The following is a 20014-nucleotide window of genomic DNA, read 5'->3' as shown; positions in this document are numbered from 1 at the left end:
GCTGAATCCGTGTCCACATGATGGGATTACCACATTTTCATCAAAGAAATACAGCCAGTTTTATGTCCACACGTCGGATTCGTTGCGTAAAATCCTGCCAAAATGATTATTCGTCGTGTCCACTTCTTGGGGTCCATTTTAGAGGCATAGCTCTGCCTATATCGCATTTTTCTTAAATAGAGGCAGTGCTTTTTAGACGTCCGGTTCTGCCTCTATTATACTTTTTATAAATATAGGCAGAGAATTTTAGCCCTATTTTTCTGCCTCTTTAGCGCTTTTTACAATATAGGCAGAACAATTACTGTAAAATCAACTGCCTCTATTTCCTATCCCTTTAATATAGGCAGAGCACCAACCCAAAAATCAACTGCTCCATTCACAAATTCCTTGATATAGGCAGATTTACCGTGTTTTTGCACCGAACAAGGTATGGCTACACTGATAACAATGTTGCCTTCCAATGTAAGTCTCTTCTGCGCTTCCATAAATTCATTCTTAAAACGTGTGCTACCACACAAAGTTATTACTGGATATTTACCAACCATAGCCTTTTCCTCTCTTATCTACGGATAAGATTGTCTTTTATGTGCCGACTTATCCGTACCTCGCTAGAAACTCACTAGCGTAAAGTGATATTATATTAAAGACACTTATGGAGGCCTATCTGCAATGAACATAAAGAAATTATTACCAATACTATCTATTGCGCTCCTCATCACAGGATGCGGTAAAGATACTCAAACCGAAACCACTGATTCCAGCTCAGCAAAAGAAGTATCTTTTACGGAAATACAAGCCTCTACAGACTCAGAAACAGTGGCTGAGACAGCTTCTACCGCCGAAACCTCTGAAATATCTGAAGAAGAGCTTAATGAGTTCACAGAACTGTTTAACACACCAGAATACAAAGGTTTCCTCATCGAGCCCTTTAATAGTCCTAATGACATAGATTTAAGCGCAGTATTTTATTATGGCGCCGGGATTGATGTTAAAGATGTGAGCGAAGATGAAATTAATGATTATCTGACTGCAGTCGATCAGGCTCAGGTATACGGGGATCTGTATGTCATAAGGGCTGTTGACTTTAATAAGTTCTTTGAGACTCATCTTGGAACCAGCGCTCCCAATGAACTTCCCGACTCTTATTGGACTTATGTAGCAGCTCATGATTCATATTATTACTACCATTGGGGTTCTATGTATGATGGAAATGATTTCGAATGCACTTCTGTGGAAAAAGATGGCGATAACTACACCCTTAGATTTGAGCTGAATACAGAAAAGCACTACGAAAGATACGCTGACAGAATAATAAAATTTACAAAATCCGATGATACTATCATTTTGAAATCCAATTCCATTCAGTGGGATGACAACTGTGATGAGACGCAAACCTTTGACGTTGAACTTTTTCCTTCTGAAGCGCCAATACACTTTGTCACATATCAGCCAGATCCTGAAGACGGAATAAAAATAGCACTTATCAGAGATGGGAAGTTCCTGACAAACATAAACACCAGCATATTCAGAGGCAGTGACTACAATACCAAACTTAATATGATTACTGCCGTTAGCTTTTTTGACTTTAATGCTGATGGAATAAAAGACATCCTTATAATTGGCGAATCTGACAAGGGTGAAAATATTCGTTTGGAAGAATCCGTTCCGAACGAATACTACTACGAAACCTGCTATGGAATAGATGAAAAACTTGAAGAAGAGCTTGCCGGTAACATTACAGTTACTTCCATAAAGAGCATACTGCTAGGCGACAACCCCGAATGCAAGTTTGACAATTATAAAGATGCCTATGCTCATATAGCAGGGCTTTACAATATGTCCGCAGACAAATTTGCTTATGGACTTATAGATGCTGACGGTGATGATGTGCCTGAGCTCGTCATTGATGATCCTGGTTATCATGTGTCTCTCTACTCATTTGAAAATGGAATCATCCACTGCCTGATGTATAAGTGGGCTTACGGTGCCGGCGGTAACTACGGCTATATGTATGCTCCGGGAAAGGGATTATATATCAACCACAACACTGACTATGCCGGAGCTGTTCAATATGATTCTTACATGACCAGCCATAATGGAAAAGAAATTGCGACAGACTTTTATGTTGAAAGTCTCTTCTTCAAAGATACTGATGGGGATAGAACTCCCTCAGAAGAGGAACTGTCTGCTACAGATGAGATGGATGTTTATGAGGCTTATTATCGCAACTGCACTGATGAAGAAATGTCCGAGGATGAGATCAAAGCTCATGTTGCTGAGTACGATACTTATCAATATGAAGAACTAACCGGGAACATGAGTTATGATGAATTGATCAGCAGCTTGATTTCTTTTTAATAATCAGACCAACGATCGCAAGATAGGCATTATTTCTGTAACACCTACTTTATTATTATTGCCACTTCTTCCAAACATCCGGCTGGTAGCCGAGAGTTGCCTGCTTGCCGTTTCTGACCACAGGTGTCTTGATGATCTGCTGATTTTCCAGAAGCTTGTCGAACTTATCCTCATCAGCAATATACTGGATCAGAGCTACAGTGTCTTTATCCTTGGCATCAGTATTGACCATGTCCATGACACTTCCAACAGCACTGACAACAGAGTTCAGCTCACCCTTACTCATTTCTTTTTCCTTCAGGTCTATGAACTGAAACTTTATATTGCGCTCTTTGAAGAAGCGCTCCGCTTTCTTTGTATCATTGCACTTTTTGGTGCCCCAGATCTGTATATTCATCTCTTTGTATAACTCCTTGTATTAAAGCATCTGAAAGCTTTTTATATTCGTTTCTTATTGCAAACGCTGTGATTATGTCAATAATATACAATACATTTGCAACCAGATAAAATATCATTTTGGTTAGAGATATCTTTTTATCCATTTTAAGCCTGATCGTGCATATTTCTGCTGGGATAACTGTTGTAGCAAATACCGCAGCATCTATCGCTATAAGTATTGGTAAAACAAAAATTCCTGCACCTGCCAAAGCCATTAAGATTGTAAAAATCCCCGTCGCTACTATAAAAAACAGTACATAATATGGCATTTGTATCAGTTTTACTATCAGATTCACCTTCGCAAGTTTACTTTTATCATGTGATAGCATTGAGATTATTAAGGTGAAAATTATCTCAATAAGCATTCCTACAAAACAAATGCCATATAGCATTCCCCAGCTATTTTGAATTTTACTTGAAGTATAAAAAAGTATCAGGTAAACATAAGGCATTAGTGCATTGAGATATAGTAGATTTTCCATAGTAATATACTCCTCCATTTATTAATAACCGATTATCCCCAAATTATTGCAGTTCCTTAATCATATGAATATCATCTGCATAAGTACCGTCCTGATACTTGTTTGCCTTAGGTATCCTTCCGCACTCCTTAAAGCCAAGGCTCTCATAGAGGTGATATGCCCTGTCATTACCACCAACTACCGTAAGTTCTGCCTGCTCATATCCCAGCTCTTTTATTGTAAAAAGAAGCTGCTCCAGCATGAGACGTCCCAGTCCAAATCCAGTGTACTTCTGATAAAGAGCAATTCCGATATCTACACGATGCCTGGCCCTGCGTCTGCTTCCTATAGGTTGAAATGAACAGTTGCCCGCATATTCTCCATCAACAAAGGCAAGCATCAGCATGGAATCCTCAGATGAATTCTTAGCATTGATAAACTCTACCTCAGACTCAGCCGTGTACTTTACTTCATCAGGGTCGCAGAGAAGAAACCTTGTCTCCCCACAAACAGTTTTCAGATAATCAACCAGAAGCTGCGCTTCCTCCGGCTTAGCGCTTCGAAGCAATATTTTCTTTTCCCCGAGCATATACTCTTTTTCTTCAAAAACCATTTTTCCACCTCTTCTTTCTATATGTGCCTCTGTAAAAAAATGCCCCATCAAACGACTTGTCTGATGAGGCTCACATATCATAATTAAAATACAGCTATGCTCTATCGTAACTATTCCTCATCATGCATATCAAAAACAGATCCCTGATTGTATTTCACGGATTCGTTATTGACCATATTAGAATTGACGAGGATACTCTTAATCATAGCTGCTCTCTTTCTGAAAATTATTAGTTGTTAGTATAATTATCTGACAACTTGCTGTCAATATGTTTTTCATTTCATTGGCTCTTAACCCCCTTACGCTCCTTAGCTTTTTCAATGAGCTCAGATGCCTCATTGAAAGCCCCTTCAATGTAATCTTCTTCCCACTCTCTGCCTTTCTTCTCTTCCTTCTTTATCGCAGCCCAGGCTTCGTGAAGTTCTTCTTCTGAAGCATATTTCACGCCCTCAAAAACATGCGGATGTCTCCTGACCATTTTATCCGAAATGGTCTTTGCAACATCTTCAAAAGTAAATAGCCCCTCTTCCTCTGCGATTACAGAGTGAAACATTACTTGCAACAGCAGATCCCCAAGCTCTTCCCTTAGGTTTGCCGCATCCCCAGTCTTTTCGAGAATGTTGATTCCTCCAACAACTTCCGCTGCTTCCTCTATGCACGCAGCTTTCAAGCTGGAATGTGTCTGCACCTTATCCCAGGAACAGCCGTTTTCACTTCGAAGCGTCTCTACTATACTTTTCAGCCTGCTTATCTCTGTCATTATATCAAAACCTCGTTCCACATTTCGGACAAAAATCAAAATCCTCAGTTGTCTCGTATCCGCACTGCCTGCATCTCTTATAGCCAGTAGCAAATCCTCTTCCACCGCTTACCTGAGTCAGATGGCTTGGCAGTATCTCTACCTCCTCGCCCCTGACAATCATCTTACCAATCTCCGGATCAAGCTCATAAACAGTTCCGCAGCAGCTTGTCTGCACATAGTAATGTCTGTTCCACTTGAAAGTCGGTATAAAGAAAAGAGACAGCACTGTATATGTCATAAACACGTTGAAACGTCCATATTTTCCGCAGATGGAACAGGGGGATCAGCTGATTAAAGTTAAAATCTTTCCTGCCATCTGTGATTCCCATGATAAAAAACATTTATCTCTTCACCCCTGTTTTATATATTTTGCAAGCTCAGAGTTTTGCTGTAAAAAGAACTGATCTCTGACTATCTGCTTTACCATGCCTTAACACCCTTTCCTTCCACTTTTATGGTCTTCTATAGAGCAAGCATCAGGTGTTCCATATTCAATTAAGCCCACAACCGCAGGATCAAGAGTTATACTGCCATCTTCGAGAACAAAGGCCGGTATGCCAACATCACCAATTTCCTTGGAATGATCGAATGCAGGATTGGTATCGCGAAGTCTGGTAAAAGCTCCCATGTTTATGATATTCTCACCGATGTTGATATACTCAAATTCATTCTCACGCCCAATTATCTGCTCATGGATGTAATCGCAGTAGGGACATGTAGGCATTCCGTAAATCTTAATCATTGTTTTCCCTCCAATATCAAATCAATCAAGAAGTCTTCATATGCTATCAACTAATTATATGAAAAAAATCTATCCTTGCCTGCTCCATTCACAAATTCCTTGATATAGGCAGATTTGCTGTATTTATGCACCGAACAAGGTATGGCTACACTGATAACGATGTTGCCTTCCAATGTAAGTCTCTTCTGCGTTTCCATAAATTCATTCTTAAAACGTGTGCTACCACACAAAGTTATTACCGGATATTTACCAACCATAGCCTTTTCCTCTCTTATCTACCATTATATAAAATCCCACTTGTATATGCTTTATTTTTCTTTCATAACATTTTTAATTTCAATTAAAGTTCAAATCGTAATATAAAGACATCAAGAAGAACACAACTTCTTGACCCCCACAAAATAATACTTTTTCATAACACACCCCTTCGGAGAATATCCGAAGGGTCCTCCCTAAAACAACGCCGCTACATTCCCTAATTTAGGAAATATAGCGGCTTAATATATTTACATGTTAAAAAAAACTTACGCTTAATTTGGATTTCTTCTAAATATCCAATTCATATTGCCCTAAAATGAGCTCCGGGACAGTGAAAGCCCCGGAGCCCCTTTATCAACATCCCTAATGGCGGATGTGTATCTTATCTGTTATCATACCTGCTAGTATAATCAGGACGATTTTCCATAAGGAGCGCAGCAATAAGATATATCACGGCTCCCGCACCTCCGGATATCGAAAAGACTACCCACAATATCCTTATCACGGTCGGATCCCATCCAAAATACTCAGCAATACCGCCGCACACACCAAATATCTTTCTGTCATTACTTCTGTATAATTTCTTTTCCATCACACATGCCTCCTTAAAGCTCCCTTCCATCTGCATCAATTACTTCAATACGCTCATCATCACTTTTTTCAACCAGATTTTTTCTCCTGCTGGCTACGTATGAAAGAAATACCAGCACAATATCATCTACTGGTCCGGGAATGAGATCTACCGGTGAGATCACATATACTATGAGCATCGCAACAATGAACCCTTTCCAAAATCCCTTCATGGGTATCCTCCTTTCGCAACCGCCGTATTTTTGATTTCTTTATAGACACATTGTACCCCACAAGGTTGTGTGAATATATCACATTTTTAGCGTATTTGAAGTTCCTATTCTTCGATTTTAGGAAAAATCAGATGAACAATCTTCCAAAAAGATAAGGTACCGTCACTGCGGCAGGCTCCCGGTGGCGGTACTTTTTGTCGCTAAAAAAGGAGAATAAAGTCCGTTATCCTTCTCAATAAGTGATGTTACTATCTGCCCTGTTGCTTTAAGATATCATTAACACTTAATACTATTGTCAAAAATTTGGAGGCAAAGCCATGTATGATATAAGAACAAGAGAAATACAGGAAGCTATAGAAGCAGCTGATGTTGCACTTGACCACCTTGAAAGAGCCAAAAGGTGCCTTTCCAGCGCAAGCGGATGGGGATTATTTGACACCCTTGGTGGTGGTTTTATCAGCGGTCTAATAAAACACAGCAAAATGAGTGATGCTGAGAATGAAATAGATAAGGCTAAAAGAGCCCTTGAAAAGTTCTCAAAAGAACTAAGAGACGTAGATGGATACTCATCTGTGCATATTAACGGCTTCCTTACATTTGGAGATCTCTTCTGCGACGGATTTTTGATGGATGTTATCGTCCAGTCACAGATTGGAAAAGCAAAACGTGAGTGTGAAAATGCTATAAATCAGGTTACAAGCATACGAAATGACTTAAAGAGAATGTTGTAATAGTGATTTTATGGATACTTTATATTTCAGAAACATTTCAAACACACAAAGCTGATAAGCTGTTTATATCGACCAGAGTAATATCTGCCGATAATAAAAGCACACAAAGGGGATTACAATAATGGGAATACTTGAAACAAAAATAGCAGAATACGTCGGAAATCACTCAAGAAGATGGGGCTATCCTCCAACTGTTGAGGAACTTGTAAGTACATTTGGATTTATAAACATCATGAAATCGATGTTTTATGTATTTAACCTCTTCAGGATAGGTATGATACGAAATTCACTGTTCTTTGGGACCAGTGATCTAAGACTTATTTCTGTAAAAACAAAATGATGTCTCATTCAGTAAACGCTTCCCATGGATACTTGCAGGACGGATTCCAGATGATCCATGAGTCAATACCATTATCATTAACAGCTTTTATCTGCTCCCTTACTTCTTTTGCCTCATACTGGCGGTACTTTTTCAGATAAGATGCGGTAAAGCCCTGAAGCCATGGCCTGACTGATGCCTGCACTCTCTTTCCGTTCGGATTAACGGTTTTTAGTGCTGTCTCTGAGTACTTCATGGCTGCATTTATCGTCTCATATGGGTAAAGATCAGGATAATCATTGCCCATTGTTCCTTCATAATAGTGCGATGGATATATCATCGGAGATAAATACTCACATCCCATTGAAAGCCAGGAATACTCCTGCCCAACGATATTTCTGTCTACTTTTGAGTTTATGACAGTTCCAAATACATCCAGTGACAGAGGCATACCCGATGACTTAAGTTTAGCGTGAGCAGTCCTTACAAAGTCGTTAATGGCCTTTCTCCTACCATATCCGTTCATGCCAAGGTCTTCTTCGGTTATTCCGGTAGGGAATCTTACATAGTCAAACTGAATTTCATCAAACCCAGCGTTTTTGCAAGAAAGAGCAACCTCGATAAGGTAGTCGCAGACGTCGTCATTTCTTGGATCCATCCAATTAAAGCCTTTATTATCTTCATATATTTCGCCATCTGCAGTTCTTAACATCCACTCAGGTTCTACATCTTTTATATACGGATCCCTGAAGGCAACACATCTGGCAATAGTATAAACTCCGTGCTCATGAAGAGTATCAATGAGCCCTGGCATGTCTTTCACAAGTATATTTTTGGCTCCAAGCTTATCGATAAGATCTGATTTCATGTCAAAGACGATGTTTCCCTCATCATTTTTGACATCGATCACAACGGCATTGATATTACTGCCATCTATATGAGTGATCATCTCTTCCATCATGTTTTTTGTACCGGCAACATAAGCACTTACATATATTCCATGTATTTGGTCTGTCGACGGAAGGCTTGTCTCATCACCTTCAGCATATACGTTTTTAGACTGTCCCAAAGCTATTGTCAGCATCAGGAATAACGATATTATTTTTTTACTCAGTATTTTAAAGCATTTCTTTTTCATAGCTACCTTTACTTCATAATTCTTTCATAACATTTTTAATTTCAATTAAAGTTCAAATCGTAATATAAAGACATGCTCTATATTATGATTATCCACGTAAAATGAAGTCTACAACATGCATCACTAAGTCCTACATGTAAATAGCATTACCCCCATACTGCATAAACTCACCTTGCTTATACCTTTTTATATAGGTTCTCCAATAGAATGATCTCCTGTCACTTTTTCACCTAACTGATTTGCCCAGCGCTCAGGATATGCTGAAAAGTACGATATATGTTCCCGTTCCCTCTTTTTAACAAATGCTGGTAAAAAACTCCACGCAATTGAAGGAATTCCAACCAGAAACAAATAAGCAGGTCCAAAAATCAACGATTGGATTGTATGCCCATATTCATGCACCAAAAGCATTCTAGAAAACTCTTGTTCCGAGTACTGCTGCGTATATTCCTGATAATAATAAAATGGATCATCTGAGACAAACAGAAACATCCCCAGCGACAAGCTGGATTTACTGCCCCATTCTGTAACTACCGAACCATGAAACCTGTAATGCTTACATCTACCATTTACCAAAAAATAGATGATTCCCACAAACGTCTGTGGCAATCCCCAAGTACATTGCAATAAACTATAAAGTGTTTTCACTTCGCCTAGAACATCCTTTTTTATTTTATTATAAGAAATTAGCCAAATATTTGCTTTATTTTTCTTTCATAATTTAACGCTATAATTAACATATGAAAATACTACTAGTGATCGATGTTCAAGAAAAATATCTAAACTACTACGACGCTGGTCTGTTGCCAAGGATCAACGCAAGGATTACCGTGGCTAAATCAACCGGAACCCAAGTTTTCTACGTCCGCAACATAGGTATTCATGGAGAAGATGATAGTTATGCACTTGCGAAAAATCTCCTCATAGTCTCAGATCACATCTATGAAAAGAAATTTCCAAGTGCTTTTACAAATGATTCTTTTGTAAAAGAGCTAAAGATTCAGAACGTTACTGAGCTTGAGATAATAGGTGTAGATGGCAACAGCTGCATAAAGAAAACATGCCTGGATGCTGCCAATGCAGGCTACAAAGTAACTCTTAACCTGCAATGCACAGCCGCCAGAAATGAAAAGATATTTGAAAAGACGCTTAATGAATTGAGAAATGCTGGCGTAATAATCACCGTTTAATATGGCTACTGGTAATTCCACTCTTCATTCCATGTAAGGATGCAGAATAACAGTAGTATTTCATTTATCAAAAGGTTGTCGCAAGATATATGTGTGGTCGTCAAAATAACAAATAAGGGAACATATTCCTACCGTACAATGTACCCACTCATGTCAGCGCAGCTTGATAAGTACCTAAAGGATGGTGCAGCATGGGAATACCCGAAAAATGAGGATAAACAGAGAGCCAAGGAGCTTTTTTGTTGCCTATTTTTCTTATTCCATGGGTTCTTCCGTCCATTCCTACCAGGGACATTCCCCATATTTATAGGCAAGGTTGCCTTTGCTATCTGAGCAAGCTCCCTTACATCATTTCCATAACTAGTCCCATATTAGATGAACGTCAAAACATATATGAAAGATGGAAAAGTATGCACTACTGGAGATATTCATCTTGAGAAAAGAGAGCCTTGAAACAGAGATGTTTTGAGGCTTTTGGATTTATATTCCCCACAAATGCGTCAAGACGCAAAAAATGGTAATAAAGTATTGACATAAGTAGAGCGCGGAGCTATCCTATTACCAGAAAATGCGTCAAGTTGCAAAAAGAGGTAATATGATGTTGATAAAAAGAGATGTCTACTTAAATAAGCTTATTGAACGACAGAATAATGGAATGGTAAAGGTTATCACCGGAATCAGGCGCTGTGGCAAATCATTTTTATTATTCAAGTTGTATAAGGAGTATCTTCTTAACAGTGGTGTTGATGCTGATCATATAATTGAGATTGCACTTGATGGTATCGATGTTGATGAATTGCGTGAACCTAAGGCGTGTTATAGATACATTAAGGAAAAAATCCTTGATGGCGAGAAATATTACGTTCTTTTGGACGAAGTTCAATTCATGGATAGGTTTGAGGAAGTATTAAATAGCCTTCTGAGAATAGAGAATGTTGATGTATATGTTACGGGAAGTAATTCCAAATTTTTGTCAAAGGACATTATCACTGAGTTCAGAGGCAGAGGGGATGAGATACATATATATCCGCTTACCTTCGCTGAGTTTTATGCTGCTTTTGGTGGTGAATACGATGATGCCTGGGATGAGTATTTGAATTATGGTGGGCTGCCGGCTCTTATTGATATGAATAATGCCAAGCAGAAGATGGACTATCTCAAAAGCATCTTTGATAACGTTTATATGAAGGATGTTATCGAGCGTAACAAGATAAAGAATAAGGATGAGATAAATACGCTTGTAAATATACTTGCATCTGCGATTGGATCTCCCACTAATCCTACAAAGATATCGAATACTTTTGAAGCGGAAAGACATAGCAGCTATACACATAAAACGATATCTTCTCATATAGATTTTCTGGAAGAAGCATATCTTATATCAAAAGCAAACAGATATGATATCAAGGGCAGGAAATACATAGCCGCTAACCTTAAATACTATTTTACTGATGTTGGACTTAGAAATGCCAGATTGAATTTTAGGCAGCAAGAACCAACGCATCTTATGGAAAACGTTGTTTACAATGAACTCTTGGCAAGGGGATATTCCGTGGATGTTGGTATGGTGGAAGTGAATCAGAAGAATAGTGAAGGTAAAAGCGTGAGAAAGCAACTGGAAGTGGACTTTGTGACCAACATGGGAAATCAACGTTACTATATCCAGGTCGCATATGATCTTTCCACCGAAGAAAAACAGCAGCAGGAATACAATTCGTTTAGAAACATTCCTGACTCTTTCAAAAAAATTGTACTTGTAAATGGATCTTCAAAACCATGGAGAAATGATGAGGGATATGTAATCATGGGAATGAAGTATTTTCTTCTGAATAGTGACAGCCTGGATTTTTAATTTCAATTAAAGTTCAAATCTTAATATAAAGACATCAAGAAGAACACAACTTCTTGCCCCCACCTAAAACAAAACTTTTCATAACACACCCCTTCGGAGAATAGCCGAAGGGTCCTCCCTAAAATAACGCCGCTACATTCCCTAATTCAGGAAATATAGCGGCTTAATATATTTACATATTAAAGAAAAACTTATGCGTAATTTGGATTTCTTTAACTTTTCTGGCCAGTTTATTAATTTCTAATAAGCGAAAGAAATAATTTTTTCTGCAAAATGCAAATGCGCTTCTTCAGTAAGGTGTACCCCGTCATAGCATAATGGCAGATCCCACTCACATGCATTTAGAAATGTCAGTCCCTTTTCACTTGCTATAGCTTCATATACCGTCCCAAACTTATTTGACTCATTGACAATGACATAATCAGTCCAATCGCCCAGGCTCATCTTTGGCGGTGCCACTAATACCATACGCTGAACATGCTCCGGAATGCAGTCACATAGTGTTGAAAGAAAATGTCGCAAACGAATTCCTACATTTTCACAGGATGCAGGGGACATGTTCAATAGGTCATTTGAGCCGATCATTATCAATATCATATCAGGGCTATACTCTTTGATACTTCTGCCAATTGAAGCAATAGAACTATCCGAGTATGGAATCAAAAGGCCGTTATACCCCTGATTATTCACCTCATACTCATGCATCAGATCAATCACACCGGTCCATCTGATATTCTTAGGATATCTCCCAACACCACCCATTCTTGGGTCAAAGCCATATGTATTTGAATCTCCAAAGGCATATATTTTCTTCATATCTCATACTCCTGACGGCCACTCAGAGCCAACATCCAGCCCATTTTCCATAAGCCATTCATCTTCAACTGACACAAGTTTCTCATTCCCCGCATCATCCATAAGAGTAACCGATACTTTAGGTTTCTGTCCCGGCTGTAATTCCTCGCAACCATAATCTCCATCAAATATCTGCTTTATCTTCCACATAAACCTCAGTCCAAGTCCTCCACGTCAATCAGCTTAATCGATGTTTCACTAACCATCTGCGCAAACACTCCCCTGCCTGGGATCTTCTTTCCGTTAAAAGAACCATCGTAAACCTCTTTTACTCCGCAGCTTGGACTTCTTGACTGAAGAATACAAACTTCAGCGCCGGCATCCATTATCTTCTTAAAGGCCGCCTCTGCTCCGGATCTGAACTCTTTATCAACAACCTTGCCTTCTTTATTGGTAACGACTCCGTTCACTATCTCAGCCGGCACCCTTGGCGTAGGAAGACCTCCCATTACCTCTGGGCATATAGGAATCACTTCATGTCCTTCACAGAAAGCCCTAACCTTCTCGCTGTAGTTATTTCCACCATTATATTTGCAGTTCTCACCTAAAAGGCATGCGCTAACAGCAATGACCATTACAGTTTTCCATCCTTTCCAAATGAGTCTTATCCTGTATATGAGTTATGGTTCTTCCAGGTATCTGACCTCTTTACCGTGTGCTATCGCGTGTTCAATCTCACTCTTAGTGCTAGTTCCCACATAGCCTCCAACGTTGATTACATATATGGAATCTGCCATATCGATTTTCCTCTTGTGCATGTCGTCTAGCATCTCTTTTGTCTTAGTAAGCGTTCCCTCGTCCATGTTTTCCCAGACTTCCTGATCTCCGGAATGACCAAACAAGCCTACGCTGATGACAATGTTGCCTTCAAGAGTAAGCCTCTTCTGTGCTTCCATGAACTGATCTTTAAACCTAGTGCTTCCGCACAATGTTATTACCGGATATTTCCCCTGCATGTCATTCTCCTCCATCAAAATACCATTATCAGTGTCCCTGCTCCAATCAGTACACATCCGATTAAAGACTTCGCCGTAAACTCCTCATGTAAAAAGACAAATGCCAGCACCAGCGTGATTACAACACTCAGCTTATCAATAGGCACTACTTTTGAAGCTTCACCCATCTGCAGAGCTTTGTAATAACACAGCCACGATGCTCCTGTAGCAAGCCCTGACAGAATCAAAAAGATCCAGCTCTTTCTACTGATCGAACTTATACCGCCCTGAGCACTTGTTATAAACACCATAACCCAGGCCATTACCACCACAACACAGGTCCTTATCGCTGTAGCCAGATTAGAATCAACTCCCTCAATGCCGACCTTGGCAAGTATTGATGTCAGTGCAGCAAACACTGCTGATAGAATTGCAAACAAAAACCACATATCATTTATCCCCCGCTTACATTACTCTGTAATCTCTATCTGATTCCCTTAGCTGCCTTTTTCATAAAAAACTTCTTATACCTATAAACATTAACCCAACTTTTTCAGATCCCTAAAAATCCCAAAGCATTCTCTGACCATATTATTTGGAAGATACCAAGGAACTGTATACGCTGCTATTCCGTAAACCTCGTTATCTGTAAGCTTCCTCGCTAAATGCACTCCCCTGAACACATGAAAATTATTGGTCACAACACCAATCGTCAGACCATCCCTATCACCTATTATTTCAAGAGAATTGGCTATATTCTGAACTGTATCAACTGCATTCGTTTCAGCTATGATTCTGTTTTCCACAATTCCTTTTGAGACTAGATACTCTTTTCCACCTTCTCCTTCACTTACTGATTCGTTATTCCCTTTAGCTCCGGAAACAATACATACTGTATCCGGATTCTGTATAAGATAATCATAAGCAACATCAAGCCTGTATTTAAAAATAATGCTCGGTCCACTATTCCTCATCTGTGCGCCAAGCACAACTATGTAATCAAGGTCATCCTGTCCCTTATCATTAAAATGACTTATCATCGCAATTATGCATAGCATAAAAGCCACCATAATAGCCGCTATGCAAACATTCACTATCCTTCGCACTAGTATCGGAACCCTTTTCCATCTATCTTTCCCGGAGAACCAGAATATTGTTCCAAAAAACAATGCTCCAATAAGCCATATCACAAAAGAAAAAGTTCCGCTTCCCACAAAATAGATACTCGCAGAATACAATAGACATATTCCAATTAGTAACAACCATATCAATCTTTTCTTCATATCTCAATAACATATCCTCAGCTATCTAAACGTATTACCATTTCTTCATATACTTTTAACTCCCCTAATTATATGCAAAAAAGTACTTCGACGCTATATGAGACAACGAAGTACCAGTTCTGGTTGTTCTCCCTGTACTACGTTTATGTGGGATTACATCATCAATATCTCATAAAGCTCCGGAGTCAGGTACTTCTTAAGAAGTCCATCCGCATCCACATCACCGAATCCACCGTAGAATTCTTCAGCTACTCCGCCTGCAATAGCTCCGAAAGTATCAGAGTCGCACTCCAGGGAAAAGACATTTCGGATGAAGCTCTCATAGTCGTTGCTCTCGTAGAAACATCTCATGGCTGCAGGTACAGATCCCTGGCAGCTCTCATTCCACTTATAGCGAGGCCTTATCTCATCAAGACTGTAAGCAATGCTGTACTCGTAATCCTCCTTTGGATACTGTTCCAAAACATAATTGTATATCTCCTGCTTACTCTTGCCATGCTTAGCCATCCAGATACAGGTTGCTGTCACAACTGCTCCCTTGATTCCCTCAGGATGATTGTGCGACACCACAGCTGTAGCTTCAGCCATCTTCTGCATCTCGTCGTAGTCTTCATAGAACTCGCCCACGAAGGAAGCTCTCATAGCTGAACCATTTCCCCAGCTGTTATAAGGCTCATGGTTATTTCCATTGATCCAGTTAAAGAACCTCCCTCCATATCCGGCAAATGGGTACTCACGGCCAACTTCAACCATGGTCTCCACTAAATCGCTTCCCACTACAAGTGCCTTCTTAATGGCCAAAGTCATGACTGTATCATCTGTAAAACCAATTGCATCGCCCTCAGCCAGAGGTACATTCTTCCAATCAAGATTCTTTGGTCTGTCAAACTCAAACTGTGCTCCAAGTATATCTCCTAAAACTGCTCCCTTTACTGCCATAAACATCTCCTATCTATCCCTGACCAGCGCTATCGAAAAAGTTTACCACTTCCGCTACTGAATTTGTTTACCACCAGCGCTGACGAATTTCTTTACCACTCATTATTCTTGAAATATCCGGACAACAATCCTGAATTATCCGGGCAAGATTATCTCCTTACCTTTCTGCCTCTCTTTTGGAAGTCTGCATTGATTTCTTCATTCCATCCACTTCCAGTCAAGCACTCACTGGCTTCAGCTGAGCAATCCGCCATCATTACTGAACAAACAGCATTTGAAACTCCTGCATAAACCTTCGCTGTTCCGATATTATCACTCACATAGTTAACAGCCCTGTCCTTGCGAATTCCGTACTTCTGAGCCTCAGCATAAGCATCGATATTGGCTCCGATGAAGATGAACTCCCAGCCATATTTCTTTTGCTGCTTCTTAACCATCTTCTCAATCTTCTCGCGAGAATATCTGCTGCTGGCATTCTCCATCCCGTCTGTAGTGATTACAAAAATTGTCTTCTCAGGCCTGTCCTCTTCCCTTGCATATTTGTGAACGTTGCCAATGTGGTGAATCGCTCCTCCAACCGCATCCAGAAGAGCTGTGCAGCCTCTGACGTAATACTGCTTGTCAGTCATCTTCTCAATCTTTTCAATGGGAACTCTGTCATGGATAACTTCGCACTCATCATCGAAAAGAACTGTAGAAACCACTGCCTTCTCGCCTGTTTTTTTCTGCTTCTCCATCATGGCGTTGAAACCTCCAATAGTATCTGCCTCAAGTCCGCCCATTGAACCGGATCTATCTAAAATATAAACAATCTCTGTATATCCTTTACTCATCTCTTTTGCCTCCATCAGTACATCTGTAGTCCCCTGCAGTGGACTGTTTCCTTTGTTCTGATGTAATAATACCTTTTTGGCAAAAGAAAAAGGTCAACCCGGAGGAGACCTTTGTAAAAACACAAATTGTGCAAGTCAGCTTGCACGTTTTTATCAACTTGAAAGCGAATCCAGGCCATAATCAAAGAGTACAATATCAATCTTCATTACGTTGTAATCCTGGTGCCTTATGAAATACTCTACGATTACATCAGTCTGGGATACCGGAGAAAAAGCATATCCAGCGAGACGCAGGAAATCAACAGCTTCATCCATGTTGAGACTAAGTCCCACTGCCAAGGCAAGGACCTTTTCTTTTGAAGGCTTAACCTGGCCCTTTATCAGCTTGGAAAAATACTGCTTTGAAATATTCGCTGTAGCATAAACCTCGGAATTCTTTAGCCCTTTCTTGTTGATCAGCTGCTGAAGATGCTTTTCAAAAGAATCCGTGTACATGCTCTTTAAAGCATCATCAAGAGACTCTGCCTTCTTGGGTGCACTTCCAATATCATCCTCTGGTCCGAGTTCCTCATATTCCTCAAGAACTTCTTCAGCTTCAACCTCCATCTTATCAGAGATATCCTCAAAGCCGCTACTACCTATATAATCTGCAGCATGGAAAGAAGCTTCTTCTCGCCTTCTATCTCGAGGACGCTCCAATCCGTACTCTTTATCAAGAGTCTCCGTGACATAGTCATCATCTATGTAGCAGCGTACTTCTTCACCCAACTCACCGGAAATCCTTACAGACTTCTGTCCGAACACCACCAGGAAGATTTCCATCTCATGCTCGGTTAAAAACCTGGTAAAAGAATCTACAGCAATCTCTATTCCTAATTTCTGCGGAAATCCATAGGTTCCCGTAGCAAGTAGTGGGAAAGCAATGGACTTACACTTATGCTTATATGCCAGCTCCAGAGATTTGTCATAGCAAGCCTTCAAAAGCTCTGCTTCACCATGATCGCCGCCTTCCCACCATGGTCCACTGGCATGTATGATGTATTTAACACCAAGATTAAAGGCAGGAGTGATTCCCACTTCTCCAGGATCAAGTCGTCCAATCTTGCCCCTGGCAACAATAAGCTTCTCTTCCCCCGCAGCTTTATATATAGCAGAATCAACGCCAGCCCCGATCGCAACATCAGGGTTCGCTGTGTTTACTATGGCGTCTGCTTTTACTTTTGTAATATCATTTCTGATAATTTGAAATGGCATAACCACTTACTCCATCTTTTTTCGACTCTCACAAAAAGATCCGATTGGTCAGTAACACCCTTGTAACCGGCAAGTACTTTTCCCGAAATTTCGGCATTTAATTTTCCTGAATCCGCGGCATTTAAGATTCCATAGCCAGCGGCATTTTATTTTCCATACTTGTCTTTATTCTTGGGCTGCCGCGTAAACGGCAGCCCTTGTTGCTTAATTACCAAAAATGAAGTCAAGATCCCTGCCTTTTAGCTTGGAAAAGTCGATATCATCCAAAGGCTCTGGGGCATGATTTCTGGGGTCATCACTGTATCCGTAATAATCCATCATATACTTTCTGGCATCTTCAGAGTTCATATCCTTTGTTACCTGTCTCAGTTCTTCCTCTTCACGGTATATGTCGAGGAAATCTATTGGATATCCGCCTTCGCACACAGCCATGGCATTGTTCTCGTGAACGCTGTGACCTGCCGCCACCCATTCACGCAGAGCTTTACGCTCTTTGGGTGTCATTTTTGTGTCTTTCAGATATTCTTTGAGTTCTTCTTCAAGCATAGCCTGGTATTCTAGTTCTTTTCTCATATATTCACTTATCCTTTCCGGTTTCATTTAAAAATGATTTCCTGTTCTCAAGTCTGTAGCTCTTACCATTCATAGGGATCTTGTCGCACTGATATGAAAGCCTGTCCAGAATGGCAGTAGCAAGTGCTGCATCTCCGAGAAACTCGGTCCATTCTTCAAACCCCTTATTGGTAGTAATGACTATCGAGGTGCGTTCCTGAAGCTCTGATATCAGCTGGAAGAACAGATTCCCTTCAGTTGCAGAGATGGGAAGATATCCGACCTCGTCTATTATCAGGAGGTTTGATGAACGTATCCTTCTTAGCTTGACTCCAGCATGTCTGTCGATTTCTTCAGTACGAAGGACCTTTATCAGTGACTGCATGGTTGTATAGCTGACCTTATAGCCATCTTCACATGCCTGATATCCAAGCCCTATTGCAAGATGTGTCTTGCCAACTCCGGGTGGACCGGAAAGTATTAAGTTGTATAGCCCGTCTATCCAGGTAAGCTCTGTGAGCTGCTTGAACTGCTTTTTACTTATGGCTTTACAAAAGGTCAGATCAAAGTCCTTGAGATATTTGGGATAGGGAAATCCTGCCTCCTTTATGCGCTTGTCCCTTGCTTTGTTCTGGCGGTAAAGTATCTCTCCGTCAAAGACATATGTAAGGAAATCCAGATAACTGTGCTGCTCAGTTTCAGCTGTATGGATCACCTCATCAAGGGCATCTCTTGTATGTATCAGCCCAAGGCTTCTGGCCGAGGTCTTTAATGTCTGTATCTTATCCATTCATGGCACCTCCCTTCATCGCATCCTCATATATCCTGAGGTCACGTACTTCAGGGCTGCCGCCTCTGTACTTCTCTGGCAGCTGTACCTTTCCTGGTTTTTCTGTTTTGTTCTTGTCCGCTTCAAAGCTGAACAGGTATGCAGTAGCTGATTTAAGTTCAACAGCGGAGTAAATGTTTCTTTCAAGGCAATACGAAAGGGCACGGTTTATGAATTGTCCATCGTATTCTGTAAAGAGCCTCTTTACTATCTGAAGCTGGTCTCGATAGTACCGGCGTTTCTGGTGATACAGCTTCTCAAAGAATTCACTGGCAGACTCACTGTCCATGAACCTCGACAGAACATCTGCTTCAAGTTCCTTTAAAGACTGGCTTTTCTCACGGTAGTCATTTGTGGTTGAGCCTATGAGCTCGCCTTTTCCTGCGGATATCGGGTGTGTTGCATATATCTCTCCGGTCGATGCATCAACAATGGACACTTCTCCACCTTCTGTGATCATGTATACCTTCTTGCCTTTGGAATAAGTTCCTTTAGGTACGCGGTATCTGTTGCTATGGAAAAGGACCACGTTGTCTTTACGGACCTGATAGGTTATACTTTCGGTGACAGGTTTTTCAAAACTGTACTCAGATACTGGTATGAGGTATTCCTTTTCGAGGGCGAATACTTCTGCCGGTATCTTTTTTGTTGTCTCATGGATCTTGGCGTTTCCAGTTCTTTCAAGCCATGCAATACAGTCTTCGTTAAAGTTGTCTGTATCCTTAAAAATCCTGTGCTCTGCAAAGCCGTGTTTTAAGTACTTTACTACGTTCTCAATACGTCCTTTGCTCTCAGGATCCGCACCATGACACAGGAATACGTCAAACCC

27 protein-coding genes and 2 pseudogenes are annotated in these 20014 nt (G+C 40.4%); 5 read left to right on the top strand and 24 right to left on the bottom strand.

Annotation, left to right across the window (positions count from 1 at the left end):
* Nucleotides 1-326: 326 nt before the first annotated feature.
* On the bottom strand, nt 327-545 hold the full coding sequence (locus tag J6O61_RS00500) for a hypothetical protein (protein ID WP_292208261.1): 219 nt from the start codon (nt 543-545) through the stop codon (nt 327-329).
* A gap of 124 nt (nt 546-669) precedes the next feature.
* On the opposite strand from J6O61_RS00500, the gene J6O61_RS00495 reads away from it, so the two are divergent.
* Nucleotides 670-2358, top strand: coding sequence for a hypothetical protein (locus J6O61_RS00495; RefSeq protein WP_292208259.1), 1689 nt, complete (start codon nt 670-672; stop codon nt 2356-2358).
* A 55-nt stretch (nt 2359-2413) separates the two neighbouring features.
* On the opposite strand, the gene J6O61_RS00490 is transcribed toward J6O61_RS00495, so the two are convergent.
* The 9 genes and pseudogenes from J6O61_RS00490 to J6O61_RS00450 all read right to left on the bottom strand — a co-directional run bounded on the left by J6O61_RS00490 (nt 2414) and on the right by J6O61_RS00450 (nt 6475).
* Nucleotides 2414-2755, bottom strand: coding sequence for an arsenate reductase family protein (locus tag J6O61_RS00490; protein WP_022775194.1), 342 nt, complete (start codon nt 2753-2755; stop codon nt 2414-2416).
* A complete protein-coding gene (locus J6O61_RS00485) occupies nt 2718-3296 on the bottom strand; it encodes a hypothetical protein (protein ID WP_292208256.1) in 579 nt (192 codons plus the stop codon). The genes J6O61_RS00490 and J6O61_RS00485 overlap by 38 nt, the downstream gene beginning before the upstream one ends.
* Before the next feature lie 25 nt (nt 3297-3321).
* Nucleotides 3322-3870, bottom strand: coding sequence for a GNAT family N-acetyltransferase (locus tag J6O61_RS00480; RefSeq protein ID WP_292208253.1), 549 nt, complete (start codon nt 3868-3870; stop codon nt 3322-3324).
* A 280-nt stretch (nt 3871-4150) separates the two neighbouring features.
* Nucleotides 4151-4630: a MazG nucleotide pyrophosphohydrolase domain-containing protein gene (locus J6O61_RS00475; RefSeq protein ID WP_292208251.1), complete on the bottom strand. Its 480-nt coding sequence runs from the start codon at nt 4628-4630 to the stop codon at nt 4151-4153.
* 4 nt (nt 4631-4634) lie between these two features.
* Nucleotides 4635-5013, bottom strand: a pseudogene (locus J6O61_RS00470) (zinc ribbon domain-containing protein).
* Between the two features lie 89 nt (nt 5014-5102).
* Nucleotides 5103-5414, bottom strand: coding sequence for a glutaredoxin-related protein (locus J6O61_RS00465; RefSeq protein WP_292208250.1), 312 nt, complete (start codon nt 5412-5414; stop codon nt 5103-5105).
* A gap of 50 nt (nt 5415-5464) precedes the next feature.
* On the bottom strand, nt 5465-5671 hold the full coding sequence (locus J6O61_RS00460) for a hypothetical protein (protein WP_292208248.1): 207 nt from the start codon (nt 5669-5671) through the stop codon (nt 5465-5467).
* Nucleotides 5672-6054: 383 nt separating this feature from the next.
* Nucleotides 6055-6264, bottom strand: a complete 210-nt coding sequence (locus tag J6O61_RS00455; protein ID WP_292208246.1) for a PspC domain-containing protein — start codon at nt 6262-6264, stop codon at nt 6055-6057.
* Nucleotides 6265-6277: 13 nt separating this feature from the next.
* The gene (locus J6O61_RS00450; protein ID WP_292208243.1) at nt 6278-6475 is read right to left on the bottom strand and encodes a hypothetical protein; all 198 of its coding nucleotides are present in this window, start codon (nt 6473-6475) and stop codon (nt 6278-6280) included.
* 317 nt (nt 6476-6792) lie between these two features.
* Between J6O61_RS00450 and J6O61_RS00445 the strand changes: the two genes are divergently transcribed.
* Nucleotides 6793-7206 (top strand): hypothetical protein, encoded by a 414-nt coding sequence (locus J6O61_RS00445; RefSeq protein ID WP_292144294.1) that lies wholly within the window; start codon nt 6793-6795, stop codon nt 7204-7206.
* Nucleotides 7207-7327: 121 nt separating this feature from the next.
* Nucleotides 7328-7546: a hypothetical protein gene (locus J6O61_RS00440; protein WP_292144295.1), complete on the top strand. Its 219-nt coding sequence runs from the start codon at nt 7328-7330 to the stop codon at nt 7544-7546.
* Nucleotides 7547-7550: 4 nt separating this feature from the next.
* Here J6O61_RS00440 and J6O61_RS00435 read toward each other — a convergent pair whose 3' ends face one another.
* Both J6O61_RS00435 and J6O61_RS00430 read right to left on the bottom strand, forming a co-directional pair.
* Nucleotides 7551-8663, bottom strand: coding sequence for a putative glycoside hydrolase (locus J6O61_RS00435; protein ID WP_292208240.1), 1113 nt, complete (start codon nt 8661-8663; stop codon nt 7551-7553).
* Between the two features lie 186 nt (nt 8664-8849).
* The gene (locus J6O61_RS00430) at nt 8850-9311 is read right to left on the bottom strand and encodes a hypothetical protein (protein ID WP_292208237.1); all 462 of its coding nucleotides are present in this window, start codon (nt 9309-9311) and stop codon (nt 8850-8852) included.
* Between the two features lie 92 nt (nt 9312-9403).
* On the opposite strand from J6O61_RS00430, the gene J6O61_RS00425 reads away from it, so the two are divergent.
* Complete coding sequence (locus J6O61_RS00425) at nt 9404-9853, top strand: cysteine hydrolase family protein (protein WP_292208235.1); 450 nt, start codon at nt 9404-9406, stop codon at nt 9851-9853.
* Nucleotides 9854-10451: 598 nt separating this feature from the next.
* Nucleotides 10452-11705: an ATP-binding protein gene (locus J6O61_RS00420; protein WP_292208263.1), complete on the top strand. Its 1254-nt coding sequence runs from the start codon at nt 10452-10454 to the stop codon at nt 11703-11705.
* 240 nt (nt 11706-11945) lie between these two features.
* Here J6O61_RS00420 and J6O61_RS00415 read toward each other — a convergent pair whose 3' ends face one another.
* The 12 genes and pseudogenes from J6O61_RS00415 to J6O61_RS00360 all read right to left on the bottom strand — a co-directional run.
* The gene (locus tag J6O61_RS00415; protein ID WP_292208233.1) at nt 11946-12521 is read right to left on the bottom strand and encodes an SGNH/GDSL hydrolase family protein; all 576 of its coding nucleotides are present in this window, start codon (nt 12519-12521) and stop codon (nt 11946-11948) included.
* Between the two features lie 3 nt (nt 12522-12524).
* Nucleotides 12525-12710: a hypothetical protein gene (locus J6O61_RS00410; protein ID WP_292208231.1), complete on the bottom strand. Its 186-nt coding sequence runs from the start codon at nt 12708-12710 to the stop codon at nt 12525-12527.
* A 5-nt stretch (nt 12711-12715) separates the two neighbouring features.
* On the bottom strand, nt 12716-13135 hold the full coding sequence (locus J6O61_RS00405; protein ID WP_292208228.1) for a DUF523 domain-containing protein: 420 nt from the start codon (nt 13133-13135) through the stop codon (nt 12716-12718).
* A 45-nt stretch (nt 13136-13180) separates the two neighbouring features.
* Nucleotides 13181-13516 (bottom strand): hypothetical protein, encoded by a 336-nt coding sequence (locus tag J6O61_RS00400; protein ID WP_292208226.1) that lies wholly within the window; start codon nt 13514-13516, stop codon nt 13181-13183.
* A 14-nt stretch (nt 13517-13530) separates the two neighbouring features.
* The gene (locus J6O61_RS00395; RefSeq protein WP_292208223.1) at nt 13531-13944 is read right to left on the bottom strand and encodes an EamA family transporter; all 414 of its coding nucleotides are present in this window, start codon (nt 13942-13944) and stop codon (nt 13531-13533) included.
* Nucleotides 13945-14034: 90 nt separating this feature from the next.
* Complete coding sequence (locus tag J6O61_RS00390; RefSeq protein WP_292208220.1) at nt 14035-14778, bottom strand: YdcF family protein; 744 nt, start codon at nt 14776-14778, stop codon at nt 14035-14037.
* A 153-nt stretch (nt 14779-14931) separates the two neighbouring features.
* Nucleotides 14932-15717: an ADP-ribosylglycohydrolase family protein gene (locus tag J6O61_RS00385; RefSeq protein WP_292208217.1), complete on the bottom strand. Its 786-nt coding sequence runs from the start codon at nt 15715-15717 to the stop codon at nt 14932-14934.
* A 149-nt stretch (nt 15718-15866) separates the two neighbouring features.
* The gene (locus tag J6O61_RS00380) at nt 15867-16550 is read right to left on the bottom strand and encodes a vWA domain-containing protein (RefSeq protein WP_292208215.1); all 684 of its coding nucleotides are present in this window, start codon (nt 16548-16550) and stop codon (nt 15867-15869) included.
* A 153-nt stretch (nt 16551-16703) separates the two neighbouring features.
* The gene (locus tag J6O61_RS00375; protein ID WP_292208213.1) at nt 16704-17804 is read right to left on the bottom strand and encodes a macro domain-containing protein; all 1101 of its coding nucleotides are present in this window, start codon (nt 17802-17804) and stop codon (nt 16704-16706) included.
* A gap of 204 nt (nt 17805-18008) precedes the next feature.
* Nucleotides 18009-18377, bottom strand: coding sequence for a hypothetical protein (locus J6O61_RS00370; protein ID WP_292208211.1), 369 nt, complete (start codon nt 18375-18377; stop codon nt 18009-18011).
* A gap of 4 nt (nt 18378-18381) precedes the next feature.
* Nucleotides 18382-19146, bottom strand: coding sequence for an IS21-like element helper ATPase IstB (gene istB / locus J6O61_RS00365; RefSeq protein ID WP_292208210.1), 765 nt, complete (start codon nt 19144-19146; stop codon nt 18382-18384).
* A pseudogene (locus tag J6O61_RS00360) lies at nt 19139-20014 on the bottom strand (hypothetical protein); the annotation flags it as partial. The pseudogene J6O61_RS00360 and the gene istB, both read right to left, overlap by 8 nt.

The organism is Butyrivibrio sp., from assembly GCF_017635265.1.
Lineage (GTDB): Bacteria > Bacillota > Clostridia > Lachnospirales > Lachnospiraceae > Butyrivibrio.
Note: the sequence above shows the minus strand (reverse complement) of the source record. Positions and strands in the feature narration are given on the sequence as shown.